This is a genomic window from Enterobacter sp. EC_50 (assembly GCF_019584525.1).
Taxonomy (GTDB): Bacteria; Pseudomonadota; Gammaproteobacteria; order Enterobacterales; family Enterobacteriaceae; genus Enterobacter; species Enterobacter roggenkampii.
Genome location: NZ_VDAF01000015.1, coordinates 25,988 through 51,559, shown reverse-complemented (window position 1 = coordinate 51,559; position 25,572 = coordinate 25,988). Strand labels below are relative to the sequence as shown.

The 25,572-nt window shown below is 57.5% G+C and carries 22 protein-coding genes and 1 tRNA gene; 11 read left to right on the top strand and 12 right to left on the bottom strand.

Going from position 1 to position 25,572, the window contains the following annotated elements; translation table 11 throughout:
• Positions 1–4: 4 nt before the first annotated feature.
• The 4 genes from pgaD to pgaA are packed head-to-tail and all read right to left on the bottom strand — an operon-like array spanning position 5 to position 6,141.
• Positions 5–436 (bottom strand): poly-beta-1,6-N-acetyl-D-glucosamine biosynthesis protein PgaD, encoded by a 432-nt coding sequence (gene pgaD / locus FHC48_RS13875; protein WP_008499789.1) that lies wholly within the window; start codon positions 434–436, stop codon positions 5–7.
• Positions 433–1,764, bottom strand: a complete 1,332-nt coding sequence (gene pgaC / locus FHC48_RS13870; protein ID WP_039024623.1) for a poly-beta-1,6-N-acetyl-D-glucosamine synthase — start codon at positions 1,762–1,764, stop codon at positions 433–435. The genes pgaD and pgaC overlap by 4 nt, the downstream gene beginning before the upstream one ends.
• Positions 1,757–3,700 (bottom strand): poly-beta-1,6-N-acetyl-D-glucosamine N-deacetylase PgaB, encoded by a 1,944-nt coding sequence (pgaB, locus tag FHC48_RS13865; RefSeq protein WP_185949881.1) that lies wholly within the window; start codon positions 3,698–3,700, stop codon positions 1,757–1,759. Before pgaB ends, pgaC begins: the two co-directional genes overlap by 8 nt.
• A 2-nt stretch (positions 3,701–3,702) precedes the next feature.
• Positions 3,703–6,141, bottom strand: a complete 2,439-nt coding sequence (gene pgaA / locus FHC48_RS13860) for a poly-beta-1,6 N-acetyl-D-glucosamine export porin PgaA (protein WP_119312225.1) — start codon at positions 6,139–6,141, stop codon at positions 3,703–3,705.
• A gap of 672 nt (positions 6,142–6,813) precedes the next feature.
• Here pgaA and FHC48_RS13855 point away from each other — a divergent pair.
• Positions 6,814–7,365: a LuxR C-terminal-related transcriptional regulator gene (locus tag FHC48_RS13855; RefSeq protein ID WP_059362139.1), complete on the top strand. Its 552-nt coding sequence runs from the start codon at positions 6,814–6,816 to the stop codon at positions 7,363–7,365.
• Between the two features lie 258 nt (positions 7,366–7,623).
• Positions 7,624–7,950 carry a hypothetical protein gene (locus FHC48_RS13850; protein ID WP_039265473.1) on the top strand — a complete coding sequence of 109 codons (327 nt, stop codon included), beginning with the start codon at positions 7,624–7,626 and terminating at the stop codon, positions 7,948–7,950.
• Here FHC48_RS13850 and FHC48_RS13845 read toward each other — a convergent pair.
• The 3 genes from FHC48_RS13845 to FHC48_RS13835 all read right to left on the bottom strand — a co-directional run bounded on the left by FHC48_RS13845 (position 7,928) and on the right by FHC48_RS13835 (position 10,174).
• The gene (locus FHC48_RS13845; RefSeq protein ID WP_023326053.1) at positions 7,928–8,746 is read right to left on the bottom strand and encodes a DUF4225 domain-containing protein; all 819 of its coding nucleotides are present in this window, start codon (positions 8,744–8,746) and stop codon (positions 7,928–7,930) included. The two genes, FHC48_RS13850 and FHC48_RS13845, sit on opposite strands and share 23 nt — an antisense overlap.
• A gap of 543 nt (positions 8,747–9,289) precedes the next feature.
• Positions 9,290–9,365, bottom strand: a tRNA-Phe gene (locus FHC48_RS13840).
• Between the two features lie 95 nt (positions 9,366–9,460).
• Positions 9,461–10,174: a DUF554 domain-containing protein gene (locus FHC48_RS13835; RefSeq protein ID WP_008499781.1), complete on the bottom strand. Its 714-nt coding sequence runs from the start codon at positions 10,172–10,174 to the stop codon at positions 9,461–9,463.
• A 182-nt stretch (positions 10,175–10,356) separates the two neighbouring features.
• Between FHC48_RS13835 and FHC48_RS13830 the strand changes: the two genes are divergently transcribed.
• A complete protein-coding gene (locus tag FHC48_RS13830) occupies positions 10,357–12,492 on the top strand; it encodes an ornithine decarboxylase (RefSeq protein WP_059364430.1) in 2,136 nt (711 codons plus the stop codon).
• 88 nt (positions 12,493–12,580) lie between these two features.
• Here the strand turns inward: FHC48_RS13830 and FHC48_RS13825 are convergent, their stop codons facing one another.
• Positions 12,581–13,273: a response regulator gene (locus FHC48_RS13825; RefSeq protein WP_023326051.1), complete on the bottom strand. Its 693-nt coding sequence runs from the start codon at positions 13,271–13,273 to the stop codon at positions 12,581–12,583.
• Positions 13,263–14,888, bottom strand: coding sequence for a sensor histidine kinase (locus FHC48_RS13820; RefSeq protein ID WP_059364432.1), 1,626 nt, complete (start codon positions 14,886–14,888; stop codon positions 13,263–13,265). The genes FHC48_RS13825 and FHC48_RS13820 overlap by 11 nt, the downstream gene beginning before the upstream one ends.
• A 344-nt stretch (positions 14,889–15,232) precedes the next feature.
• Between FHC48_RS13820 and FHC48_RS13815 the strand changes: the two genes are divergently transcribed.
• From FHC48_RS13815 to citG, 8 genes are read left to right on the top strand one after another with little or no spacing between them, the layout of a single operon-like run.
• Positions 15,233–16,594 carry a 2-hydroxycarboxylate transporter family protein gene (locus tag FHC48_RS13815; protein WP_021242090.1) on the top strand — a complete coding sequence of 454 codons (1,362 nt, stop codon included), beginning with the start codon at positions 15,233–15,235 and terminating at the stop codon, positions 16,592–16,594.
• A 17-nt stretch (positions 16,595–16,611) separates the two neighbouring features.
• Positions 16,612–17,475, top strand: coding sequence for a fumarylacetoacetate hydrolase family protein (locus FHC48_RS13810; protein WP_059364433.1), 864 nt, complete (start codon positions 16,612–16,614; stop codon positions 17,473–17,475).
• Positions 17,476–17,488: 13 nt separating this feature from the next.
• The gene (gene citC / locus FHC48_RS13805) at positions 17,489–18,511 is read left to right on the top strand and encodes a [citrate (pro-3S)-lyase] ligase (RefSeq protein WP_059364434.1); all 1,023 of its coding nucleotides are present in this window, start codon (positions 17,489–17,491) and stop codon (positions 18,509–18,511) included.
• Positions 18,512–18,527: 16 nt separating this feature from the next.
• Positions 18,528–18,821, top strand: a complete 294-nt coding sequence (gene citD / locus FHC48_RS13800; RefSeq protein WP_023294531.1) for a citrate lyase acyl carrier protein — start codon at positions 18,528–18,530, stop codon at positions 18,819–18,821.
• Positions 18,818–19,693 carry a citrate (pro-3S)-lyase subunit beta gene (gene citE / locus FHC48_RS13795; protein WP_059364436.1) on the top strand — a complete coding sequence of 292 codons (876 nt, stop codon included), beginning with the start codon at positions 18,818–18,820 and terminating at the stop codon, positions 19,691–19,693. The genes citD and citE overlap by 4 nt, the downstream gene beginning before the upstream one ends.
• A gap of 10 nt (positions 19,694–19,703) precedes the next feature.
• Positions 19,704–21,227, top strand: coding sequence for a citrate lyase subunit alpha (gene citF, locus FHC48_RS13790; protein WP_059364437.1), 1,524 nt, complete (start codon positions 19,704–19,706; stop codon positions 21,225–21,227).
• Complete coding sequence (gene citX, locus FHC48_RS13785) at positions 21,224–21,763, top strand: citrate lyase holo-[acyl-carrier protein] synthase (RefSeq protein WP_059364439.1); 540 nt, start codon at positions 21,224–21,226, stop codon at positions 21,761–21,763. Before citF ends, citX begins: the two co-directional genes overlap by 4 nt.
• Positions 21,741–22,544: a triphosphoribosyl-dephospho-CoA synthase CitG gene (gene citG, locus FHC48_RS13780; protein WP_059364441.1), complete on the top strand. Its 804-nt coding sequence runs from the start codon at positions 21,741–21,743 to the stop codon at positions 22,542–22,544. The genes citX and citG overlap by 23 nt, the downstream gene beginning before the upstream one ends.
• Positions 22,545–22,623: 79 nt before the next feature.
• Here the strand turns inward: citG and FHC48_RS13775 are convergent, their stop codons facing one another.
• The 3 genes from FHC48_RS13775 to FHC48_RS13765 all read right to left on the bottom strand — a co-directional run bounded on the left by FHC48_RS13775 (position 22,624) and on the right by FHC48_RS13765 (position 25,572).
• Positions 22,624–23,880 carry a nucleoside permease gene (locus FHC48_RS13775; RefSeq protein ID WP_008499767.1) on the bottom strand — a complete coding sequence of 419 codons (1,257 nt, stop codon included), beginning with the start codon at positions 23,878–23,880 and terminating at the stop codon, positions 22,624–22,626.
• 218 nt (positions 23,881–24,098) lie between these two features.
• Complete coding sequence (gene mltC, locus FHC48_RS13770; RefSeq protein WP_021242082.1) at positions 24,099–25,175, bottom strand: membrane-bound lytic murein transglycosylase MltC; 1,077 nt, start codon at positions 25,173–25,175, stop codon at positions 24,099–24,101.
• 124 nt (positions 25,176–25,299) lie between these two features.
• A complete protein-coding gene (locus tag FHC48_RS13765; protein WP_008499765.1) occupies positions 25,300–25,572 on the bottom strand; it encodes an oxidative damage protection protein in 273 nt (90 codons plus the stop codon).

Genomic DNA, 25,572 nt, shown 5'->3' with positions numbered 1-25,572 from the left:
TTCGTTACTGTTCTTCCTCTTCCTGCCCGTTGATCTTCAGATCGATGATGCGGCCAATCTGGTCATGATAGACCGTCAGCAGGTTGTACTGGCTCATCTCAGAGATGATCTGCGGTGAGACATTAAAGCTGCGGGCCAGCTCCTCCTGGTGAAAATAGCCAGGCTGACGCCGCCTCGCGTGGGCCCGACGGCGATTGTACTGATACCACAAAATCAGCAGCCAGCCGTTGAGCGCGGCGAAAAGCAGGTAGAGCAACACCGTATTAAAGGACGCAATAATCACGCTCCAGCGGTGGTCGCTCTCCTCGGTGAGCTGCATCCAGAGCCGGGCATACAGGAAAAACAGAAAGCCTCCCCACGCCACCAGCGTTAACGCGGCATCGAAAAGACGTGGCAAGAGCCGATGTTCGGTCAGAATTAAGGTATTTTCGTTCATTGAAGGCTTCCTTTTCCCCGGTCCGGACTGATCCAGCGCGCGCGGGCGCGCTGGCGTTTAAGCATGACTTTTGGAAATGCGACGAGGGTGGTGAACAGGCCGATCATCCAGTACACCATCGGGAACCAGATCACCCAGAAAAGCGAGCTGGCCACCTTCCGTTCATAGCGACGCTCGATGAACAGGCTGACCAGGAACTGCAGCAGGCACATCACGCCCAGCAGCAGCCCGGTAAACTCCGGTGGAAAGAGGCTCTCCACGGTCAGCCTGGCGGGAATCGGCGTGATATGGCTGAGGATAAATAACAGCACCGTCATGGCGTAGGCGAAGGCCCACAGCGTTGACAGGGCATACTCAAGAAACAGGGGCCACATGCGGTGATGCTCCCAGCGCACAATCCTGCGAAGGTTGACCAGAAACACCTCCGCACCGCCCTGGGCCCAGCGCAGACGCTGTTTCCACAGGCCCTTCAGCGTCTCCGGCATCAGGATCCAGCACAGCGCCCGCGGCTCGAAAAAGATATCCCAGTGGCGCAGCTGCAGCTTCCAGCTGATGTCGATGTCTTCGGTGATCATGTCCGGGCTCCAGTACCCGACGTCCGCCAGCGCCTGTCGGCGAAAGGCGGCGATGACGCCCGAGACGGTAAAGACCCGGCCATAGATCCGCTGCGTCCGCTTGATGAGCCCGATAATCGATGAGAACTCGCCCACCTGAATGCGGCCAATCAGCGTGGAGCGCGTGCGGATACGCGGATTCCCGGTGACCGCCCCGACGTGGGGATACTGAATCAGCGGGGCCACCAGATACGCTGCCGTATCGCGGTCGAGCAGGGCGTCGCCGTCAATGCAGACCAGCAGATCGCCCCGGGCCGCCGCTGCCCCGGCTTTGAGCGCCAGCGCTTTCCCCTGGTTTTCTGCGAGATTAATTACCCGCAGGCGCGGATGTTCCTGCGCCAGCGCCTGCAGCACCTGCGCGGTGTTGTCAGACGAGCCGTCGTTGATGGCGATAACTTCGATATTTTCATACCGCTGATCCAGCGCGGCGCTGATGGTCTCCCGGGCATTCCTTCCCTCGTTGAAGCAGGGGATAAGAATGGAGATGAGCGGCTCACCGGCGAGCGTCGGGGCGGGCGTCTCTTTCTCCCACGACCAGTGGCGTTCAAGCTGAAACCAGAAATAGAGCCCGCCGGTTATCCAGAGCACGGACATGAACAGCGGCCAGAAGAACACAAAATCCAGAATCAGCTCGCCGGTAAAGAGGGCGGCCACGCCTAACGGCAACCCGAATACCAGACATAAAATAGAAAAGGCGATAATGCGATCAGTCATTGTCAGGGTACCAGTACGAAGAAAATACAGGCCTGATGCGTGAGATATCAGGTTGGTTGTTGATGAAATCGTCGGGGTAGTAGCCGTAGTTTTTGACGCCGTTCAGCTGGAGCACGCGCATCCACTGTGCCAGTTGGCTGTCGGAAACGGCGCGCTGCGGTTTCCGCTCCCAGTCCCGGGCCTGCAGCTCGAAAATGGTTTTATCGAGCGCGCCGGGACGCGCGGCGACCGCGTTAACCAGACGCGTCAGCCAGGCGTCGCTCTCGTCTGCCGGGACGGACTCCATCAGCGGCATGGCCATCGGCACCGTCCAGTCATACTCCGCCAGAAAATCGTCAAGATTCTGGGCGAACCACGCTTCGCTTTCGGGCTGCAGAATGGGCAAGGCGAACATGTTGCGCGCGGTTTTTATCTGCGGGCCACGGATATGCTTCACCGCGAGGCTCAGGGCGTGGGTAAACCCGATAAGCGTCTGGCTTTTCTGACGTGTTGTGCTCTGAGGGCCATCGTCCACGTCGGTCAGCACCGCATCGTCATGGAACAAGATCCCGTTGAAGCTGGCATAGCGGGCCAGATCTTCATAGATGTCCGTCACCTGCTGGCGCACCTGCGGGTCCCACGGGGAGAGCCGGATATAGGGATCGGTGGCTTCGCGCCGCTGGCCTGACGAGCGGTCCCGACGCTGCACGCGCGGCAGGGCAGGATCGAGATCGAACGAGAGCACCGGCATCCACGCGAAGACTTTCACGCCCGCCCGGGTTTGCAGCTGCCAGGAGACAAAATTAAAAAGATCGGCCCGGACCGGCAGCTGGCGGTTGGGGAAATAGAGCGCCCTGATCCTGCCGTCGCCCTGCGGGTCGGCAAACGCCTGCAGGAAAACATGGCTGATTTTCATGTCGTAGACCCGCTGGATCAGCCTGTTGATATTTTGCGTCTGCTGGGCTGGATTAGGATCGTAAACGTAGTCGAGATCGACGTGCATGACGCGCACGGGCTCGCGCTCCTGAACCTGGCTGACCGTACTGGCAAACGCCTTAAGCGAGGGATTGCCGGCGATCAGCAGACGGGGGATGTTGCCCAGCTCCTGCACGTTCCCCAGCCCGTCCTCAAGGGTAAAGGCCAGCTGATAACCCTGCTGTCTGGCGATGGCGAGCGACGTGCCGTTGGCGGCACCGTAGGGCCAGACCCAGGCGCGCGGCGCCTTGCCCGTCACCTGCGTGATTTTTTCAGTCACTTTGCGAACGTCATCGCCGATCCGCTGGTTGAACTGCCGATCGGTTTCATAGCGGCCCGTCGCTTTATCGTAAAAGCGGTTGGCGATGGCGGGTTCGCGGCTGCCCTGCGGGTTGGCAACAATGCCGTAATGCGAGGCCCAGGTGTGCGACCCGATCTCAATCAGCGGAGACCGGCTGAGCTCGCGCACCATATCCCACGTCGCGAAGCGATCGCGGGGCGTCATCAGGCCGCCGAAGTTAACTTTTTGATTTTCCGGCGTATCCACCCAGCTGCCCACCGGCGCCCAGAGCGCAGGGACGTTCCACGCCTGAAGCAGTGGCCAGACGCGGGTGTAAAAGCTGCTGTAGCCGTCGTCAAAGCTGAGCAGAACGGCTTTGGGCGGCAGCGTTTTTTTTCCGTCATGGGCATCCAGAATGTCCTGCACGCTGATGACGTGATAACCGTTGTGCAGCAGCCAACCGATCTGCTCGTTTAGCGCGCTGGTGCGCACGGAGAGGTAGCGCTGATCGGCGGCATCGTCTTCGACGTCGTGGTAGGCCAGCACCAGAAACTGGTTCTGCGGCCAGGGTTTGCTCGCCTCCAGCTGCGGCCGATCTTTGGGCGCAATAAACGAAAATGCCTGCGCGCAGACATTTGCGCTGAGGCAGAGCCAGCCGATGAGTATCAGGCTCGCGGAAAAACGTGTGTTCATTATCATCATCCTTAAAAGCGTATAGTCGCATCAAACGTGACGGAGAGGTTGCTCTCGCGTTTGCCGTCGTAAGGGCGCTTGTCCCAGTTCAGCATCACGCCGGTATCCATGACGTTGTTCCACTGAACGCGTTGTCCGTAACCCAGCACAGCGATGGCACCAGCGGACTGATTTTTCTGCCAGTAGCGGCCGCCTCCCGCCACGAACTGCTGGCTCCAGAGGTTGTCGTAATGGCGGACCAGCTCATGGTCAACGGTCAGGGCGGCCATCACGGAGAGATCCCGCGCCGGGTTGTAATAGAGGGTGTCCCGCAGGCTGTTTTTGCTGGCGGCGATCCCCGGTTCGAGATCCATCGTCAGGGACGGGGTCTGCCAGAGACGCTCCTTGCCCGTGAGGGTGTATTCCTGTCGGCGGTTATGATCCGAGAAGCGGCTGACGGCGGCGCTGAACTGGTACTCACGGCGCTCGTTTTGATACCAACGCACCCCGCCTTCCCCCCGGTTGGCGCTGATCCCGTTGCGTAACGCCCGCAGGGGCGTGTTGCGCGACAGGCGCTCAAGGCTGCCGCTGACCTGCCAGCTATCGGTGAGGCTGTACGTCGTTGAGAGGCGAGCCCCCGGTTTGTTTGCCCCGTGATAGCGGTTGCTGGAGAGCTCGGCTTCGAGCTGGAGATCGCGTGGTCGCCATTCGATGCCGCCCAACAGGTGACGGCTGGAGCCTTTGCCTTCATCGAAATTGCCCTCTGCATAGCGGGTGCCGGCAAACAGCCGCCAGTTATCCGCTACGGGCGGGCCATAGAGCGTGGCGTCCCAGTTGAGGTCGTGCGTCCCACTGACGGGGTTATCGGAGTGCAAACCCTTGCTCGCGTTGAGGCGCAGCTCGGACATATGGTGGACGGTGCGGAGCCTGTCCAGACGCCTTGTGCTGCGATCGCGCGGCGCGCGGGCAACGACGTCGTCGGCCAGTAAATCCATCTGCCGCCACTCCTGCAGATCCATGGCGACGTAAGCCTGCTGCTGCTCAAGTTCCAGATTCGAGGGCTCCAGCGCCTCCGCCATTTTCAGCGTTTGCTCGGCCGCGCGCGGCAGACCTCGCGCCTGCAGCAGGGTAGCGTAGTCAATCTGCAAACCCTGATTGCCCGGTGCCGTTGTCGCCATACGTCGCGCCAGCTTTTCGGCTTCCGGCAGGGCATTCGTCGCCAGCAAATAGTTAAAACGAAGCGACTGACCGGTAAGCCACCGATCGTTCGGCTGAGCGGTAGGGGAACCGAAATCGTAACGGGTCCAGGGAACGTTGCGGGTGTGGCGCTCTGCATACCGGCGGGCGGACGGATACTCTCCCGTATCCAGCCAGGCGTAGAAAAGCGCGTGCTCCTCGTCCTGCGGATCGGATGCGTACTGCGGATAGCGTTGCAGAAGCGCGAAGGCGGCGGCAGCGTTTTTCTCCTGCAGATATGCGGAGATCACCCAGCCGATTGCCCAGCCCGGCACCGGATGCCGGGCTGCCGTCAGATCCTGATATTCGCTGATGACCCGCGGGTAATCGGCATGAGCGTAGAGCGCGCCGAGCCGGTCGATACGCGCAAGTACGACGTCTTCCGCCGCCTGCGGCTCGCTCTGCCAGCGAGACAGCAGCGCGTCGTAACGATTCAGCGCGGATTGCGCAAGCTGCAGGCGCTCCTTTTCTGTTCTGCCAGGCACGTCTGCAAGGCGAACGCTTTCGGCGGCGGCATTCAGCTCAAGACGACGACGCTCCGCGGGGGCTAGCGCCACCTTTTGTGAAAGCAGGAGCGCGGGGGTATTGACCCGGTTATCCTTTAGCGCGTCGACCCGCTCGCGGAGAAGCGCGTGATTTTCTGGCGCGATATACAGCGCGCGCGTGTCGGCTAAAAGCCGATCCCAGCCTTTTCCCTGGCGTAGCCAGACGTATGCCAGCGTCTGAAGATGCGCCTGCGAGGGGGCCTCCGCCACCAGCCGTCGGGCCTCCTGAAGGGCAAGCGTATCTTTACGGGCATCGGCCAGGGTTTTGATATAGCCGATACGATAATCGTCGTTATCCGGCGCAAGGCTGCGCGCTTCTTTCCAGAGCGCCAGAGCGGGCTCCCACGCTTTCTGATTTCGTCTGGCCTGCGCGACAGCCGCAACGCCGCGGGCGGGCAGCGGCATATAAATGCTGTAGCGCTGCCAGACCTTAATAACCTCGTCATCATGACCTGCCCAGGCCGCCACCTGTAACCAGTCCGCAACGTGCTCGGGCGTCAGGGCATGCTGCTGCTGATAACGCTGAAGATAATCGAGAAACGACGTGTAATTACCGTTACGCGCCTGTTGAATCTGTTGCTCATAAACGGATTCCGTCGCCTGAACCAGAACAGGAAAGAGCAATAACAGAAACAATAATGTTGGGGTGCGATAAAAGAATAATGTACTGAAGCGAAGCGATCTTTCCATATCTATTTGCCATTTGTTTATCATGAATCCATTGCATAACACGGCTGCCTTTTAACTCTGCGTTAAAGGCCATAAATGAGAACATTAAATCTGAATGCAGTAACGTTAAGGGGTACTTACTTAAAGGTAATTATGGAGCCTCATCTTAGTGGACTGGATGGGAGGTAATGTACACCCGATATGTTGCCCGATAAATATGCTGAAAAGCGGCTGTGTCGTTTTGAGATAATTCTGTAATGAGCGGATTTTTGTGTTTATTTTGAATTGAGTGGTTAATTGTAATTCATTGAAATATAATGCTTTTATTTTTATTGTGACAGTTTTGTATATATTTTTAATGACGCTTGCTAGCCTCAATTAAAGTACTTTCTGGTGCATGTTTGGGAAGTTTCATGACAAAAATTCTTAATGTTTAGAGAAGTGACTTTTCTGCGATTGTTTTTTATTTATAATTAAAGACAGACATTGAATGATAGTCTACAGGAAGTCTTACTCATCAATGTGTGTATTGAGGGATGTCTAAAGCCAGAATACATCTATCGTTAATATAACAGCGCTATAAAACGAAGGCGGTCTTCTTTTCGCAGGATCGTTCTTGCTTTAATCTAAAAGGGATGGTTAGTGGCAACTTCAATAGTGTTAGTGACTCAGGATCGCTACCTTGTCAGGGGGATGCGGATATTTTTTCCGGATATTATCCTGCTCGATTCGATTGACAGAAACATATTTGATAACGGTGCAGATGAATATTCTGTATTGATTGATAGTCGTGCGCCGCTCCGTTTATATGATTACCTGATACGCCATCCGGCCAGAACGAAAAAAACGATTTGCTGCGTTATGCTTGATATGCGCCATCGCGAGGAGAATCTGCTCAGTATGAAGCTGTTTATGAATACGTCGCTGACGGCACCGGATATGGCCTCGCTGTTTAACCTGGTGCTCAATATGAAGGGCCGTCGCCTGACCACGAAGTGGCTGCTGAATTTACGGCTGAGCACGCATGAAACGATCATGTTGCGGTTGCTGAGAGCAGGGATGTCAATGGAGGAGATTGCAGGCGAGCTGAATACGTCGGTGAAAAGTCTCTATCGCAAACGAATGGCGCTCTCGGAACGGCTGGGGGCGGAGAACTTCAACGAGGCGTGTTTGTTTATCTTCAAAAACAAACTGCTGGGCGCAGGTGGGAACGATCCCTGGGTTGGGGAGAGAACAAAAGCATAATTGCGGGCGGTATTCAGAGGTTTGAGAACGCTGGATGAGGACAACTTCCTGGCCTTGGGTTTGGATTTACTCTGGCTCAAAACGACACAAGGACGTTGTCATGGACACGATTGAAGAGTCTGGTCACCGCCACTGTAAGATATCTTCAACTATTTGATATAAATATAAATTTGACAAATATCGACAGGTAGCGATTTATCCGTCAAATTCAGTTAAACTTCGTCACATGTTTCAGTGAGTTATGGGATGGTTAGTAGAATGACCAGCGAAGAAGCACTTTTAAAATCAGGTTTTAGTAAACGAGATCTTCAAAAGCTAAAAAACAATATCGAGAATTACGGTGGTTCGTTTGATAGCGTAACTCATGATCTGGCCAATCGTTTTAAGGCAATGAAGTGGATAACTATTATTGCCTTTATCATACTGGCTTTAACTCTTTTACTTGCATCCAGGGATACAAGTCTGACACTTGCGCTCACGTTATTGATTGTACTACCTTTTATCTGGTATATAACGCCAGCAAAACTTGGCTACAAATCCTGGCGTTACCGTAAAATGCTGACTAATTCTGAGACGGGTCGCTGACGGACAACAGATCAAAAATAATCTTAGCTTTCACGCCGTAACCTGCTATTTTCATTGTAAGCTGCGGGCGGCTCAATGTGCTCACCTTTCGGTAATAGTCTGTGGGTAGATAACGAAACAGTCGCCAGGTACCAGGTCGCCGTAACAAGCCAAAAATGGTATACGCATTAGCGGCCAGTGAGATTGATTTGTAGACACCTAAACCATTCTCACGACTAAAGCCCATAAACTCAGCTGTAGACATCGCGGCATTCGCGACCAGCCCTTCACTGGTAGTGTTGTTCGTTGCGTAGCGAGCCACTTCTTTACTGATGCTGTTTGCCCCGTCAGTAACCAGAATCGCACCAGCAAGAACTCCGAGAGGGGTCATCGTGCCAATCAGTGTAAATCCTGCGGCTATTTCAGCACCGGCCAGGACAACACTAACTGCCGAGATAACATACCCAACAATTTTGTTATTCTCTCGGATGAACTCGACTTTCGCGTAAAGCTTCGCTGCCTTCGTTCGTAATAAACGAGCTTGTTCCAGGAGGTTATAGTTTTCTTCCCGAAGTATTTTAACGCAGTCCATGCATTCTTTATCTGATTTAGCCTGACGAGCTAGCGTAAACTGTTGTTCTATGAGGTCCCGAATTTCCTGAATGAACTTCATTCGAGTCAGACCATCGCTGAGATGAAAAGCCGACAGAGTGTTGGCTGTATTTACCAGTTTCCTGGCTTCCATATTCACCATCGTTTCCGCCCAGGCTTTATTTCTTCCACCTGATTGCATCATGTTAAGCAATGCTGCATCCATTGTAATTCCTCTCAATTGCTTTACCGGCGTCTGTTTAGACTGATAAACGGCTCCCTCTGACTGCCATGCGTTCCAACGCATGCACAATATAGTAGCAATGTGGTTACGGGGTCTGAAGCAGAAGTCGCTTTTTGCAGCTACACACCTCGGCCTACTAGACGGCTTTCACCGGGCATCACCGAAAGTATCAGGCCAGATTTTTGCTCAATGGCATCAATGAGAAGCCCGTTCTCGCTTGAGTGGCCGCTGTAGTAGGGAAAGGGCAACACCAGCGGAAAGCCAGCCGTTTTTGTCGGGAATTTCACCATCAATCAGGCCGGATGTGCAGCACGACTGGACGTTTTCGGAGGCCCTGGGCAATCCGGCATGTGTCCACTGTATAGTAGGTGCCGTTTCGGTCTTTGGTAGGCTTTATCATAATGCCCATTTTGTACCACCGGGAAGCGGGGCCGGAGGAAAGATAAGAGGGGTAACTACTGATAAACCAACAAGTTGTTGACTCAGAAAGCAAAAACCCGCCACGAGGGCGGGTTCTTTAAATAGTGGTGCCCGGACTCGGAATCGAACCAAGGACACGGGGATTTTCAATCCCCTGCTCTACCGACTGAGCTATCCGGGCAACGGGGCGCATTAAACCCGATCTGCCCGGTGGCGTCAACGAAAAATGTTGTTTTCGTTACGGACTGCGCAATCTCTCACCATTTCGCCGCATCCTTAAGCGAAAAAGTGCGTCCAGAGCGCGGAGAGCGGCATGGCGAGCAGCAGCGCGGGCAGCATGTTCACCACGGCAAACATCTTGATCCCACAGATGCGCAGCCCTGTTGCCAGTAGCAGCAGGCCGCCGACGGCGGTAAAGTCTGCCATCATCGCCGGCGTAGTGAGCGGGAGAATTAACGTGGCGCAGGTAGCCAGTGCCAACTGGATAAGCAGCATCGGCACGCAAATCGCCGCGACGGCAATGCCGAGCGTGGTGGCAAAAATAGTGGCGGTGAAGAAATCCAGAAACGCTTTTGCAATCAAAATGCTCGGATCGCCCGTCATCCCTTCCTGCATCGAACCGAAAATCCCGGTGCCGCTGGCGCAAAACAGAATAATGATGGCGACATAGTTCTGAATAAACGTCTCGTGCGTGCCGTGCTTCGCCTTGCCCGGTCGGGCTATCAGGTTTTTGGCTTTGCCTACCGCATTATTGATGCCTTTTTCCAGATAGCAAAACTCGCCAATCAGCGCGCCGAGCAGGGTGGCCAACACCATCACCGGCAGGTTGGCGCATTTGACCACTAACAGAATACCGATCCCTAACGAGGCCAGGCCGAATATCGAGGGCATGGATGAGCGGATACGCTCCGGCAGCCGCTGGCTCAGTACTGCGCCGAGTACGCCGCCCAGCAATACGGCTCCTGCGTTGATAAATGGCCCGATAACCACGCTTAACTCCTGTTATTTAATCATTGATATTGCATTATTATGGCACGTCAGCGCAGCGCGGGCCTTAGCTTTGGGTGATATACGTGCATACTGATTCCTTCTTGCACCTCAAAATAAAAGGTGACATTATTGCGCGAATTTTCTCCTCCCTGTCTCACCGTTCGGTGAGGGTAATTGCGCTTATGAAAACCATGAAAATCGCCGTCAGCCGCGAGCTGCTCTCAACGGTGTCTACGCATCGCGAAAAGGTGACGCTGGACAGCACGGATTTCACCGATGTGGCAGCCGTCGTCATGACGACGACAGAGAGTCGCAGCGGCATCCTTGCCTTGCTGAAACGCACGGGCTTTCATTTACCGGTGTTTATTTTCTCTCAGGAGCCAACGGAGGTGCCTGACGGCGCCACCGCGGTCATCTCGGGTAAAGCTCAGGAGTTTCTGGAACTGGAGACTGCTGCCAGCCGTTACGAAGAGAACCTGCTGCCGCCGTTTTTCGACACCCTGAGTCAGTATGTGGAGATGGGCAACAGCACTTTCGCCTGTCCGGGCCACCAGCACGGCGCGTTTTTCAAAAAGCATCCGGCAGGGCGGCAGTTCTATGATTTCTTCGGTGAGAACGTGTTCCGCGCGGACATGTGCAATGCCGACGTGAAGCTGGGCGATCTGCTGATCCACGAAGGGTCCGCCAAGCATGCGCAAAAGTTTGCGGCGAAAGTCTTCAACGCGGATAAAACCTACTTCGTGCTGAACGGCACGTCGGCGGCCAACAAGGTGGTGACCAACGCGCTGCTCACCCGCGGCGATCTGGTGCTGTTCGACCGCAACAACCATAAATCTAACCACCACGGGGCGCTGATCCAGGCGGGCGCCACGCCGGTTTACCTTGAGGCTGCGCGTAACCCGTTTGGCTTTATTGGCGGGATTGACGACCACTGCTTTGACGAGGCGTATCTGCGGGACCTGATCCGCGAGGCGGCGCCGGAAAAGGCCGACGAGGCCCGCCCGTTCCGCCTGGCGATCATTCAGCTTGGCACCTACGACGGGACGATCTACAACGCCCGTCAGGTGATCGACAAGATCGGCCATCTGTGCGACTACATTCTCTTTGACTCCGCCTGGGTAGGCTACGAGCAGTTTATTCCGATGATGGCGGAAACGTCCCCGCTGTTGCTGGAACTGAACGAGAACGATCCGGGCATTTTCGTGACCCAGTCGGTGCACAAACAGCAGGCCGGGTTCTCGCAAACCTCGCAGATCCATAAAAAGGATAACCACATTCGCGGCCAGGCGCGTTTCTGCCCGCACAAGCGGCTGAACAACGCCTTTATGCTGCATGCCTCCACCAGCCCGTTTTACCCGCTGTTCGCGGCGCTGGACGTCAATGCGAAAATCCACGAAGGGGAAAGCGGGCGCAGGCTGTGGGCCGAGTGTGTGGAGCTGGGCATTGAGGCGCGCAAGGCCATCATCGCCAACTGCCATATGATCAAGCCGTTTATCCCACCGGTGGTGGCGGGGCGGCCGTGGCAGGATCATCCGACGCACGCCATTGCCAGCGAGCTGCGCTTCTTCAGCTTCGAGCCGGGGGCCAAATGGCACGGGTTTGAGGGCTATGCGAGCGAGCAGTACTTTGTTGACCCGTGCAAGCTGCTGCTGACCACGCCGGGCATTGATGCCGAAACCGGGGAGTACACCGATTTCGGGATCCCGGCGACGATTCTGGCGCACTACCTGCGTGAAAACGGCATCGTGCCGGAAAAATGCGACCTTAACTCGATCCTGTTCCTGCTGACGCCTGCCGAAAGCAGCGAGAAGCTGGCGCAGCTGGTGGCAATGCTGGGACAGTTTGAACAACATATTGAAGACGACACCCCGCTGGCCGACGTGCTGCCGACGATCTTCCAGAAATACCCGGTGCGCTATCGGGATTATACCCTTCGCCAGCTGTGTCAGGAGATGCACGATCTCTACGTCAGCTTCGACGTGAAGGATTTGCAGAAGGCGATGTTCCGCAAGGAGAGCCTGCCTGAGGTGCTGATGAACCCGCAGGATGCCAATCAGGCGTATATTCGCGGGAACGTGGAGCTGGTCCGCATACGGGATGCCGAAGGGCGGATTGCTGCCGAAGGGGCGCTACCCTATCCGCCGGGCGTGCTGTGCGTGGTGCCGGGTGAAGTCTGGGGCGGGGCGGTACAGCGTTACTTCCTGGCGCTGGAGGAGGGCATCAACCTGCTGCCGGGCTTCTCGCCGGAGCTGCAGGGCGTTTACAGCGAGAAGGATGCCGACGGGATTAAGCGGCTGTATGGATATGTGTTGAAGTAGACTCTCCCCCGAACGTAGGCCGGGTAAGCGTTAGCGCCACCCGGCGATTTGCCCGGTGGCGCAAGCTTACCGGGCCTACAATATCGCTTCAGGCTTCTGCGCGCCGGTACATCCTTCTCGGATGCCCAATCTTGCCGTACAGCATCTCCACGCTGAGAAACCCGTTCTCCACGCAGTGCTCCAGATAGCGACGGGTGGTGGTTTTACTCAATCCCGTCTCGCTCACCACCTCATCCACGGTAAAGCAGTGCGTTGCCTTGTCGTTAAACAGCGACTGCACCCGCGCCAGGGTATTTTCCTCGATGCCCTTGCTGCCGTTGTCCTGGCGGTAGTTTTTCGCCTGAAGCTGATACAGCGAATCGACGTTCTGCTGGTCGACAATCTTCCAGACGCGCTGCTGTTCGGCAAACTGCACAAACCGCTCCAGCGACTGGCTGAGCCGCTTCCAGGAGACGGGTTTGAGGATGTAGTCGAACGCGCCGTTGCGGATCGCCTGGCTGCAGGTGTCCATATCGCTGGCGGCAGTAATAAAAATGACCGAGCAGTTGGCGCGGGCCAGCATGGGGTTATTGATCAGCGAGATCCCTTTGCCGTCCGGCAGATAGTTATCCAGCAGCACCAGCTGCGGCTGTTTGCTTGCAAGCTCTGCCTGGGCCGCAGCCAGCGACGAGGCAATGCCCACCAGCCTCAGACGCGGATGCTTGCTTATCAGCTCCGCGTGCAGTTGCGCCAGCTCGTTCTCGTCTTCAACAATCAGTACGTCGATAAGTTCATGTTGCATAGTCGGTGTCTTCCAGTTGCCGGGCGGTTCCCGTGGCCGGGATAAACAGGGAGAAAATGGCGCCGCGCGGGATATTATCGGCAACTTCTATCGCGCCGCCAGCCTGTGTGACGTAGCTTTCGATCAGATACAGACCAATCCCATGATCGCCGCGCGTTTTGGTGGTGATGCCGCGTTCAAAGATCCGCTCACGGATCTCCGGCTTGATGCCAACGCCCTGGTCGGCCACTTCAATAATCAGCTCCTGTTCGCTGAGCTTTATCAGCACCTCCACCGGCGCGTGGGGAAGCGGCGACCGCTGCGTCGCTTCGATAGCGTTATCCAGCAGGTTGCCAATAATCGAAATCAGCTCTTGTTCCCCCAGTGGCAGGAACGGCCTGTCCAGCCGACAGGCCGGGTCGAAACTCAGCTCGACCCCTTTCTCCCGCGCGCGGGCGGCTTTCCCCAGCAGCAGGCCGCACAGGGTCGGGGAGCTGAAGCGCGAAGAGATAAAGTCCAGCAGCTCCTGAGCGTGTTCAGACTGCGCCTGAATGTAGCCAATCGCCTCCTCATAGCGGCCCATATGCAGCAGACCGGAGAGGGTGGTCATCCGGTTTAACTGCTCATGACGCATGATGCGAAGGTTATCGACGTAGCGTTTGACCTGGCTGAGCTGGGCGCTTAGCGAGTCGATCTCGTTGCGATCGCGGAAGGTGATCACCCAGCCCTGCAGCGACCCCTCAAGCATGATGTGGACCCGGCTGGCAATCACCGTGAGATCGTTAAAACGGCAAATCTCATCATGGGTATCTTTCGCCAGCATCGTCTGCGTGTCGAAGAACGGGACCGGATCGATCACCTGGCTTATCAGCTGCCCGCGCAGCTCGCGGGCCGGCTGGCTCAGCCCCAGCAGCTTGCGCGCCGCCTGGTTGATGACTTCAATCCGCCTTTGATCGTCAATGGCAATTACGCCTTCATAAATAGACTCCATCAACGCCTTCTGCTGGCGCACCAGCAGGCCGATCTCGCGCGGCTCGAGGGAGAAGATCTGCTTTTTAATACTGCGGGTAAAGAACCAGGAGAAGATAAAGAGAGCAATCAGCAGCAGCACCGCGGCAATCAGGATATTGACCACTTTACTGACGGTAATGGTGTCCAGGTAGCTGGTGAGATAGCCGACCGAAACAATGCCGACCACCTGTCCGGCAGCGTTGAAGATGGGGGCCTTACTGCGCAGCGAAATACCCAACCCGCCTTTGCGGATGGTGGTGGTGCTTTTACCCTGCAATACGGCTTCGTTGTCACCGCCTACCAGCGTGGTGCCCACTCTGTCGGCGAAGACGGAGTGAAAAAGATGCTGGCCCTTATTATCACCAATCACAATAAAGCTGGCGTCACTGTGCGCAGAAATCTTCTGCATAAAATCATGGATGGCGGTGATATTCTTTTGTTCAACTTCATGTCGCAATGTTGGAATAAGCGCAATCTCTTCAGCCTGTATTTTGGCGCGCGTGCTCATTTCCTGATAAAGCTGTTTCCCGACATCGGCATAATAATATCCGCCCAGTAACGCAAAAAGCACTGAGAAAAAGGCAACCAGCGAAATAAACAGCTTTATCTGGAAAGAGACTTTCATAACTCTCACGCAAGGTAGCGACAAAGAACGCCAATATATCATCTTTTTTCGCGCGGACGCCCGCTTTGCCGAAAACTTGTGATCCCTTGCACAGCGGGCGTTGTAAAAGCGTTATCCCAAAGACGGGTGGCCTCTGGCTGCACGAATAAATGTTATTTGTTTGTTCAATTCAGAAAAGAAACCATAAAAACCACGGCCATAAATAAGGCGTAAATCACATTAAATAAAAGAAACCATTAAAACCATAGCTGCCATTAAAACTTCGCTTTTAATATGTCATTCCTCACATAAAGTAAGCCTTTGTGACTCTAAGCTGAACGCACAAAATAACCAAGGGGCTTATTATGAGCACAACTGACGATTCTTTCTCTGTTACCCACGACCCGATTGAAATTCAGCGGCCTTCGCTCAAAGAGCGCTGGTGGCATATTATGGATACCTGGAAAATCGGGATTATTCCTCTGCCGCTGTTCGTTCTGGCGGGCGCGCTGATCGCCATTGATTGCCTGGGCGGAAAACTGCCGAGCGATATCGTGGTGATGGTGGCGACGCTGGCCTTCTTCGGCTTTGCCTGCGGTGAGTTTGGTAAACGCCTGCCGATTGTCGGCAAGCTCGGCGCGGCGGCGATTTGCGCCACCTTTATCCCTTCCGCGCTGGTCTATTATGGCCTGCTGCCGGACGTGGTGGTCGAGTCCACGACCAAGTTCTACAAATCCACCAACATTCTCTACCTCTATATCTGCTGCATTATTGTCGGCAGCATCATGAGCATGAACCGTACGGTGCTGATTCAGGGCTTCCTGCGCATCTTCTTCCCGATGCTGTGCGGCGAAATCGTCGGCATGCTGGTGGGGATGGGCGTCGGCCTGGCGCTGGGTCTTGAGCCATTCCAGATCTTCTTCTTTATCATCCTGCCAATCATGGCGGGCGGCGTTGGGGAAGGGGCGATCCCGCTTTCCATCGGCTATGCCACCCTGCTGCATATGGACCAGGGCGTGGCGCTCGGTCGCGTGCTGCCGATGGTCATGCTCGGCGGTCTGACGGCGATCATCATCTCCGGCTGCCTGAACCAGCTTGGTAAGCGCTACCCGCATCTGACCGGTGAAGGCCAGCTGATGCCTAACCGCGCCAATGCCGATGCCACCGTCTCTCAGCCTGCGTTCTCCGGCAAAGCGGACGTGACCACGATCGCCTCCGGCGCGCTGCTGGCGGTGCTGCTCTACATGCTGGGCATGCTCGGCCACAAGCTGATTGGCCTGCCTGCGCCGGTCGGCATGCTGTTTATGGCGGTGCTGGTGAAGCTCTGCAACGGCGCCTCTCCGCGCCTGCTGGAAGGCTCGCAGGTGGTGTACAAGTTCTTCCAGACCTCCGTGACCTACCCGATTCTCTTTGCCGTTGGCGTGGCCATCACCCCATGGCATGAACTGGTGGCCGCCTTCACGCTGACCAACCTGCTGGTGATTATCAGCACCGTCTCCGCGCTCGTGGCGACCGGGTTCTTCGTCGGCAAAAAGATTGGCATGCACCCGATTGATGTCGCCATCGTCTCCTGCTGCCAGAGCGGCCAGGGCGGTACCGGCGACGTGGCGATCCTGACCGCAGGCAACCGCATGAGCCTGATGCCGTTCGCCCAGATTGCTACCCGTATCGGCGGGGCGATTAACGTCTCCATCTCTCTGCTGATTCTGGGCAACTTCCTCGTTTAAGTTTTCAGGAAAGAACAATGAAACTCGCAAGCTTTTTATACCAGGGAAAACGCAGCTACGGCATCGTCCAGGCCGACGGCGTGATTGATTTGGGCCGCCGTCTGGGCGACCGCTACAGCGACCTTAAGGCGCTGCTGCAGGGCAACGGGCTGGCGCAGGCCACCCGCTACCTGAACGATGCCGTGGACGTGCCGATGAGCGCCATCACCTTCTTACCGGTGATTGAGCAGCCGGAAAAAATCCTCTGCGTGGGCATGAACTACGCCGACAAGCGCAAGGAGTTTGACCAGCACAACCCGGCCCCAACGCTGTTTGTCCGCTTCCCGGACTCACAGACCGGCCACAACGAGCCGGTGCTGAAGCCGCGCCACTCCAGCGAATTCGACTACGAAGGCGAGCTGGCGGTGATCATCGGTAAAGGCGGGGAGAACATCAGCCGCGACGACGCCCTGCGCCACGTGGCCGGCTACAGCTGCTACATGGACGGCTCCGCCCGCGACTGGCAGCACACCTGGTTTACCGCCGGTAAAAACTGGCGCAAAACCGGCGCGTTTGGCCCGTGGATGGCGACGGCGGACGAGATCCCGGATCCGCACCAACTGGCAATCCGCACCTGGCTGAACGGCCGCATGGTGCAGGAAGACAACACCAGCAGCATGATCCACAAGGTGGCGGAGCTGATCATATACATCAGCACCTTCACCCGCTTGAGTCCGGGCGATGTGATCATCACCGGATCCCCTGGTGGGGTGGGTAAAAAGCGCAATCCGCCGCTGTTTATGAAAGAGGGGGATCGCATTGAGGTGGAGATCGAGCATATCGGTCATCTGAGCAACGTGATCGTGGAAGCGCCAGCCGTCGGGCTCGCGGCAGCACATTAAGTAAGGCGGCAGCATGCATTCGCAACCCATCGATTTTCGCCACACGCTGGTGGCGAAACATCCGGAACGCTTGAGCCAGATCCGTTACCTGCTGGCAGACAGCGGCCTTGGCCTGGACAACGACATCACGCTGTTTGTCGAAGCCTGGTCCGGCCCGCAGCTGGTGGGGTGCGCAGGGCTTGCCGCCAACGTCATCAAGTGCGTGGCGGTCAACGAGCAGCTTCGCGGCGAGAACCTCAGCGCGCGGCTGCTGGCGGAGGTGCAAAATGCGGCGCTGGAGCGTGGGCATTTTCACCTCTTCCTCTGCACCCGGCCGTGCAACCGGGAGCGTTTTGCCCGCAGCGGCTTCTGGCCGATTGCCCAGAGCGGGAACAACGCCGTGCTGATGGAAAACACCCCGCAGGGGATCGCGCGCTACTGCCGTTCTCTGCGCGCGAACCGCAGGTGTGGGGAGAAGATTGGCGCCATCGTGATGAACGCCAATCCGTTCACCCTCGGGCATCGCCATCTGGTGGAGCAGGCGGCGGCGCAGTGTGACGCCCTGCATCTGTTCGTGGTGCGCGAAGACGCGTCGTTCTTCCCGTTCAGCGCGCGTCTCGAGATGGTGCGCGCGGGCGTGGCGCACCTGCCGAACGTGGTGGTGCATGAGGGCTCGCAGTACATCATTTCCCGCGCCACGTTTCCGGCCTACTTCCTGAAGGAGACCGGCAAGGTGCAGCAGGCGTGGAGCGAGATCGACGTGCTGATCTTCCGGGATTTCATTGCCCCGGCGCTCGGCATCACGCACCGCTTCATCGGCTCGGAGCCGTTCTGCGACATCACCCGCCAGTACAACCAGACGCTGCACGACCTGCTGGCCTCGCATATTGAGGTGGTGGAAATGCCGCGCATCAAGGCCACCGGTAACGCCATATCGGCGTCCGAAGTGCGCCGCTTACTGAAGACACAGCAGTTTTCCCGGATCCGGGAGATTGTCCCGGACTCCACCTTCGCGCATCTCGAAACGCATTACCGTGCGAGTGCGGAAGTCGCTTAACTACCAGGAATTTATCATGAAAATTGTAAGGGAGGCGCTGGCCGGAACGCAGGAGTCCAGCGACCTGATGGTGAAAATCGCTCCCGCTCACGGCGAGCTGGAGATCGTCATCCACAGCGAAGTGATTAAGCAGTTTGGCGAGCAGATTCGCCAGGTGGTCAACGACACATTGCGCGCCATGAACGTGCACCAGGGATTAATCATTATTGAAGACAAAGGGGCGCTGGACTGTGTGATCCGCGCCCGCCTGCAAAGCGCGCTGCTGCGTGCCGCCGATGAACAGGCCATCAACTGGGGGGCGCTGAAATGAGCAAACTCCGCCGCAGTATGCTGTTCCTGCCGGGCGCTAACGCCGCCATGCTCTCAACCGCCTTTATCTACCGTCCTGACGCCATCATGTTTGACCTTGAGGACGCCGTTGCCCTGCGCGAGAAGGATACGGCGCGCATGCTGGTGTTCCACGCGCTGCAGCACCCGATGTATCAGGATATCGAAACCGTGGTGCGCATTAACCCGCTGAACACGCCGTTTGGTCTGCTGGATCTGGAAGCCGCCGTGCGGGCCGGCGTGGACGTGATCCGTCTGCCGAAAACCGATACTCCGGACGACATTTACGAGCTGGAGGGCCACCTCGAGCGCATCGAGCAGGCGTGCGGCCGCGAGGTCGGCTCCACCCGCGTGATGGCGGCGATTGAATCGGCCATTGGCGTCATCAACGCCGTGGCGATTGCCCGCAGCTCTCCTCGCCTTATCGGCATTGCGCTGGCCGCCTTTGACTACGTGATGGACATGCAGACCGAGCGCGGCGACGGCACCGAGCTGTTCTACGCCCGCTGCGCCGTGCTGCACGCTGCCCGTGCGGCGGGCATCGACGCCTTCGACGTGGTGTGGTCAGACGTTAACGACGAGGCCGGGTTCCTGCGTGAGGTCGATTTGATCCGCAAGATGGGCTTCAACGGCAAATCACTGATTAACCCGCGCCAGATTGACCTGTTGCACAACGCCTACGCCCCGACGCAGGAAGAGGTGGATCACGCCAGAAGGGTGATTGAGGCGGCAGAAGAGGGCGAGCGTAACGGCCTGGGCGTGGTGTCGCTCAACGGCAAAATGGTGGATGCACCGATTATTAACCACGCGCAGGTGGTGCTGGAGCGCGCGGCGGCCTCCGGCGTGCGTCGGTAAGGATAAGACAATGAATCAGACTGAACTTCTTCACGTGAATTTTCCCCATCTGCGGGACTTAAAACCGTTTGATACCGCCCACAGCGCCACGCCGTGGCTGGCGGACAGCGATGCGAAGCACAGCCGCAAGCTGTGTGCCTCCATTGAAGAGGCGGCTAAACGCTGCGGCCTGCAGGACGGGATGACCATCTCCTTCCACCATGCGTTTCGCGAAGGCGACCGGGTGATCAACACCGTCGTGGCGCTGCTGGCGCGGATGGGCTTCAAAAACCTGACGCTGGCCTCCAGCTCGCTGATGACCTGCAACGACGCGCTGATCGAGCATATCGAAAGCGGCGTCATCACCCGGATTTACACCTCGGGCATGCGCGGCAGGCTGGCGGATGCCATCTCCCACGGGCTGATGGACGAGCCGGTGCAAATTCACTCCCACGGCGGGCGCGTGAAGCTGCTCCAGGACGGCGAGCTGAATATCGACGTGGCGTTTCTCGGCGTGCCGTGCAGCGATGCGTTTGGCAACGCCAACGGGACGCACGGAAAATCGTGCTGCGGCTCGCTGGGCTACGCCATGGTGGACGCCCACTTTGCCCGCAAGGTAGTGCTGCTGACCGAAGAGCTGGTGCCGTTCCCCAATATGCCCGCCAGCCTGGTGCAGGACCAGGTGGACTACATCGTGCAGGTGGAGAGCGTGGGCGACCCGGCGAAAATCAGCGTCGGCGCGGCGCGCGTCACCAGCAACCCGCGCGAGCTGATGATCGCCCGCTATGCGGCGGACGTGATCGAGCATTCCGGCTACTTCAAACCGGGCTTCTCGATGCAGACCGGCTCCGGCGCGGCGGCCACGGCCTGCACCCGCTTTATGGAAGAGAAGATGGAGCGCGGCGGCGTGAAGGCGCGCTTTGCGCTCGGCGGCATCACCGGCAGCCTGGTGGATCTGCACGAGAAGGGGCTCATCGAAAAGCTGCTCGATACCCAGTGCTTTGACGGTCAGGCGGCGGCCTCGCTGGCGCGTAACCCGAACCACGTGGAGATCTCCACCAACGTCTACGCCAACCCCGGCAGCAAGGCGGCAAGCTGCGACCAGCTCGACGTGGTGATCCTCAGCGCCCTGGAGATCGACGTCGAGTTCAACGTCAATGTTATCACCGGCTCCGACGGCGTGATGCGCGGCGCGTCCGGCGGGCACTGCGACGTGGCCGCCGCGGCGAACCTGACCATTGTGGTCGCGCCGCTGCTGCGCAGCCGCATTCCGACGGTGGTGAAGCACGTTACCACGCGCCTTACGCCGGGGGAGAGCATCGACGTGCTGGTCACCGATCACGGCATCGCGGTCAACCCGGGGCGCCCCGAAATCCGCGAGCGGCTGCTGGAGGCCGGGCTGAAGGTTGTGGATATCAACGCGCTGTACGAGCGAGCGATCTCCCTGACCGGCGTCCCGAAACCGATTGAATTTACCGACAAAATCGTCGGGGTGATCCGCTACCGCGACGGCAGCGTGATCGACACCGTGCGACAGGTGAAGGAGGAAGTATGACTTTAGCGACACCCGTGCGGGCGGGTGTCAGCCTTGACGAACTGCTGGCGGCGAAAGAGCGCCGCGCAGCGCGCCAGGCTGACATGCTTGAGCACTATCAACAACCGGTGATCTCCCTCACGCTGGTCACGCCAGGGGAAATCAAGGACTGCCTGCGCTACCGCAATACCATGGGCGTGGCGCTGCAGATGTGCGACCAGCTGCTGTGGGAAAACCGTTGGCAGGTGCTGGACCGCCAGGTGCTGTGGCTCCCGACCGGGCCCGAAGCCCTGTGGTGCGTGGCCCATCCGGCGGTGGAAATCAAAGCGCACTGTGCGGATCTGGAGCAGACGCACCCGCTCGGCAGGCTGTGGGATCTGGACGTGATTTGCCCTCAGCACGGCCACGTCGGGCGTCAGTCGCTGGGGGGGAATCTCAGGCGCTGCCTGATCTGCGACGCGCCCGCCCACGCCTGTTCCCGTTCGCGCAATCACCCCGTTGAGCAGGTGGTTTCCCGCGTGGAGAAGACGATCGATGACTGGTTTGCTCGCGACTAAACCGCGCCCGGCTGACGTGCCCGCGCTTGCCGAAGCGGCGCTGTGGCAGGAGCTGGAGCTGACGCCCAAGCCGGGGCTGGTGGACAAACTCAATAACGGTTCCCATCGCGATATGGACCACGCGCTGTTCGTCCGCAGCATTGCGGCGATTACGCCGTGGTTTTCGCGCTTTGCCGAGCTGGGCAGCGCGCATGCGGATAAGCCGGCTGGGGAACAGCTACGACTTCTCCGCCCGATGGGGATGGCCTGCGAGCAGGCGATGTACGCCGCAACGAACGGAGTGAACACGCACAAAGGCGGTATTTTTGCCCTTGGCTTACTGTGCTTCGCCGCCGGGCGCGTGAAGCATGTCACCGCAGAGAGCCTCTGCTGTGAGGTGAGTAACATCTGCCGCGGGCTGGTTTCGCGGGAGCTGGCCGCACGCAGCGGACGGGCGACGGCGGGCGAGCGGCAGTTTAAGCAGTACGGCTTAACCGGCGCGCGCGGTGAGGCGGAGAGCGGCTTTGCGACGGTGCGTAAGGCTTTGGATTCGTGGAACGGACAGTCGCTTCACGGCCTGCTGTTGCGCCTGATGGCCGTCAATCAGGACAGCAATCTGGTTTCTCGCGGCGGCATGGAAGGGCTGCGCTACGTTCAGGCCTACGCGCGGGAACTGCTGGATAACGGCTGGGACCGCGAGGCGTTGATCAGAATGGATAACGCACTGATTGAACGGAACCTGAGCCCGGGCGGCAGCGCGGATTTGCTGTCGGTGGGGTGGGTGCTCTCTGCAATAAAATAGCCGGGTGGCGGCTTCGCCTTACCCGGCCTACGGTCTGGTTTTGTAGGCCCGGTAAGCGCAGCGCCACCGGGCACAACAATCAATGCGCGATCGGCTGCGCACCGTGTGGTTCACGCACGTGCTTGTACTTGAACAGTGCGATGAACGCGAAGAACAGCACCAGCGAGTACGCCGCGAAGATCAGCCACACCGGCTGCCAGTTGGTGATGCCGTTGGTGGTGTACATCTCAACCACTTTACCGCTTACCACGCCGCCCAGAATACAGCCGAAGCCGTTGGTCATCATCAGGAACATACCCTGCGCGCTGGCGCGGATTTCAGGTTTAACCTCTTTTTCCACAAACACCGAGCCGGAGATGTTGAAGAAGTCGAAGGCGCAGCCGTAAACAATCATCGACAGCACCAGCAGCACCGTGCCGAACGGGCTTGGGTCGCCGTAGGCGAACAGACCGAAGCGCAGCATCCACGCCGCGATACTGATCAGCATGACGTTCTTGATGCCGTAGCGGCTCAGGAAGAACGGGATGGTCAGGATGAACAGCGTCTCAGAGATCTGAGAGATGGACATCATCACCGACGCATGCTCAACGATAAAGCTGCCGGAGAACAGCGGGTTGTTATCGAAGCTGTGCAGGAAGGTGTTGCCGAACATGTTGGTGATCTGCAGCTCCGCGCCCAGCAGCATGGAGAAGATGAAAAAGATCGCCATGCGTTTGTTTTTGAACAGCGCGAAGGCATCCAGGCCGAGCATGGTGCTCCAGCTCTGGTTTTTCTGCTGGTTAGACACCGGAATGGTTGGCAGCGTCAGGGTGAAGATCGCCAGCAATACGGAGAGCGCCGCACCGATATACAGCTGCATATGGCTCAGTTCGAAGCCCGCGAAGCTTACGCCCCACATTGCCATGATAAAGCCGATGGTGCCCCAGATACGGATTGGCGGGAAATCGGTCACGATATCCATATCCGCGGACTTCAGGCGGTAGTAGGAGATGGTGTTGATCAGCCCAAGCGTTGGCATATAGGCCAGCGAGTTGAGCAGGATCACCATGAACATCGCCCCCGGCGTGGTCACCTGGGCTGCCATAAACAGCGTCCCCGCGCCCACCAGGTGGCAAAGCATGTACAGCCATTTGGCGCTTAACCATTTATCCGCCACGATCCCCAGCAGCGTTGGCATGAAGACAGCCGCAATACCGAGCGAGCTGTAGACGGCACCGATTGACGCACCATCGAACTTGAGCGTCACAAACATATAGGAGCCGAGTGTAGTCAGCCAGCTACCCCACAGGCAGAACTGCAGAAACGACAATATTTTAAGCTGCAGCTTAAGGTTCATGTTACTTTCCTCACAAGTGAGCGGGAGATATGTTGTTATAGAAACATTCAGGGTTGTTATTTGATGCAATTCTATCAGTTGGCAACGATATGTTTTGTTACCTCCCGCAAAAAAATGCAATCCACATTAATTTGCAGTTTGGATTGTGATGCAAATAACATTTTCGTATGGGTGGGGGGAAGCAGAACACCTTCTCCTTGCAGGAGAAGGTGTGCGGATCACCGGCGACGGTAGTTCTTCTGCGCCGTATTCACCTTATACAGATAACGACGGGATTCCGCGGACGGGTGGCGGGTGGTCAGGGTGGCGTAGACATCCCCCGGCGCCATGCTGTTGATGATGTTCGCGGCCTGCACTTTGTCATTTGAGAAGACGCGCAGCACGCTGCCCGCGCCGCCGTTATAGGCGGTGATTACCGCATAGCGACGCGACGTCGGGTTGTCGATGCCGCCGAGGTAGACATTGTTCAGCATCGCCAGATAGGCCGTGCCGGTATCAATGTTGCTCTGCGGGTCGAACAGATAGCTGCGGCTCGGCGTGCCGGATTTCCCCTGCGCGCGGAACACGTCTTTACCGGCGCTGTGCTGCACCACCTGCATCAGCCCCAGGGCGTCGGAACGGCTTACCGCATACGGGTTAAACGAGGATTCGGTCTGCATAATCGCCAGGATCAGCGACTCATCCACGCCGTATTTACGCGAGGCCTGACGCACCATGCCCAGATACTTATGCGCACGCTTGTCGAGGTGGTTCGGGACGAGGTTGATGGTGACGCTATAGATGATCTTCAGACCGTTAGAGCGGCTCTTCAGGCGCGTCTGCAGCAGGTAGTCGGCAAATTTCGTGGCGCGACCTTCCCAGCGGATTGGCTGGCCGGTCTGATCGACGACCTGACCGTACAGGAACGGCTCTTTCGAGATGGTGATATCGTCGGCATCGGAGTAGAGATCGATTGAGCCCGGATCGTCACCCATCAGCAGGGTTTTGATAATGGCCTGACGGAGTCGAGCCGCAGGGTCTGTGCCTGCGATGGTCTCAATCGTGATCGTCCCCTCATCAAAGTTGATGTGGCTACGGGTCAGATAGGCGTCGGTGTACTTAACGTAGTCCTTAGGTCCGGCAATAAGAACTTCGTTAAATCCCCATATGTTCTCGATGTTGTGGGCAAACTGCCCCATCAAAATGTCAAAACCGTTGGTGTCCTTGATCCAGGCTTCGTTGTAATCATCGCCTTTTTTTGACGAACACGAGACAAGCAACGGCGCAACAAGGGCTAGCGCTAAAAGTTTTTTCATCATTCCGGGAGTGCGTGTTGTGTTTGCTTAGTCGTTGCTTTCGCCGGGTGGCGCTGCGCTTACCCGGCCTACAAAACCGTAGGCCCGTGCAAGCGAAGCGCCGCCGGGCAACAGCCGCTCGATGTTATTTTTCCGGTGGCGTATAGCCTTCGATGTGCACGTCTTTACCTTCGAACAGGAAGCTCACCATCTCCTGCTCCAGCAGCTTGCGGTGTTCCGGGTTCATCATGCTGAGTTTCTTCTCGTTGATCAGCATGGTCTGCTTTTTCTGCCACTGTCCCCAGGCTTCTTTGGAGATTTCATTGTAGATGCGTTTACCCAGCTCGCCCGGATAAAGCTGGAAATCCTGGCCCTCAGCGTCACGCTGCAGGAAAGTACAAAAAATCGTTCTGGCCAT

What these genes read in the sequence shown, in the direction of transcription:
- pgaD (WP_008499789.1), bottom strand. Translation starts at nt 436, where the DNA reads ATGAACGAAAATACCTTAATTCTGACCGAACATCGGCTCTTGCCACGT.
- pgaC (WP_039024623.1), bottom strand. Translation starts at nt 1,764, where the DNA reads ATGACTGATCGCATTATCGCCTTTTCTATTTTATGTCTGGTATTCGGG.
- pgaB (WP_185949881.1), bottom strand. Translation starts at nt 3,700, where the DNA reads ATGATGATAATGAACACACGTTTTTCCGCGAGCCTGATACTCATCGGC.
- pgaA (WP_119312225.1), bottom strand. Translation starts at nt 6,141, where the DNA reads ATGGAAAGATCGCTTCGCTTCAGTACATTATTCTTTTATCGCACCCCA.
- FHC48_RS13855 (WP_059362139.1), top strand. Translation starts at nt 6,814, where the DNA reads ATGCGGATATTTTTTCCGGATATTATCCTGCTCGATTCGATTGACAGA.
- FHC48_RS13850 (WP_039265473.1), top strand. Translation starts at nt 7,624, where the DNA reads ATGACCAGCGAAGAAGCACTTTTAAAATCAGGTTTTAGTAAACGAGAT.
- FHC48_RS13845 (WP_023326053.1), bottom strand. Translation starts at nt 8,746, where the DNA reads ATGGATGCAGCATTGCTTAACATGATGCAATCAGGTGGAAGAAATAAA.
- FHC48_RS13830 (WP_059364430.1), top strand. Translation starts at nt 10,357, where the DNA reads ATGAAAACCATGAAAATCGCCGTCAGCCGCGAGCTGCTCTCAACGGTG.
- FHC48_RS13825 (WP_023326051.1), bottom strand. Translation starts at nt 13,273, where the DNA reads ATGCAACATGAACTTATCGACGTACTGATTGTTGAAGACGAGAACGAG.
- FHC48_RS13820 (WP_059364432.1), bottom strand. Translation starts at nt 14,888, where the DNA reads ATGAAAGTCTCTTTCCAGATAAAGCTGTTTATTTCGCTGGTTGCCTTT.
- FHC48_RS13815 (WP_021242090.1), top strand. Translation starts at nt 15,233, where the DNA reads ATGAGCACAACTGACGATTCTTTCTCTGTTACCCACGACCCGATTGAA.
- FHC48_RS13810 (WP_059364433.1), top strand. Translation starts at nt 16,612, where the DNA reads ATGAAACTCGCAAGCTTTTTATACCAGGGAAAACGCAGCTACGGCATC.
- citC (WP_059364434.1), top strand. Translation starts at nt 17,489, where the DNA reads ATGCATTCGCAACCCATCGATTTTCGCCACACGCTGGTGGCGAAACAT.
- citD (WP_023294531.1), top strand. Translation starts at nt 18,528, where the DNA reads ATGAAAATTGTAAGGGAGGCGCTGGCCGGAACGCAGGAGTCCAGCGAC.
- citE (WP_059364436.1), top strand. Translation starts at nt 18,818, where the DNA reads ATGAGCAAACTCCGCCGCAGTATGCTGTTCCTGCCGGGCGCTAACGCC.
- citF (WP_059364437.1), top strand. Translation starts at nt 19,704, where the DNA reads ATGAATCAGACTGAACTTCTTCACGTGAATTTTCCCCATCTGCGGGAC.
- citX (WP_059364439.1), top strand. Translation starts at nt 21,224, where the DNA reads ATGACTTTAGCGACACCCGTGCGGGCGGGTGTCAGCCTTGACGAACTG.
- citG (WP_059364441.1), top strand. Translation starts at nt 21,741, where the DNA reads ATGACTGGTTTGCTCGCGACTAAACCGCGCCCGGCTGACGTGCCCGCG.
- FHC48_RS13775 (WP_008499767.1), bottom strand. Translation starts at nt 23,880, where the DNA reads ATGAACCTTAAGCTGCAGCTTAAAATATTGTCGTTTCTGCAGTTCTGC.
- mltC (WP_021242082.1), bottom strand. Translation starts at nt 25,175, where the DNA reads ATGAAAAAACTTTTAGCGCTAGCCCTTGTTGCGCCGTTGCTTGTCTCG.
- FHC48_RS13765 (WP_008499765.1), bottom strand. Translation starts at nt 25,572, where the DNA reads ATGGCCAGAACGATTTTTTGTACTTTCCTGCAGCGTGACGCTGAGGGC.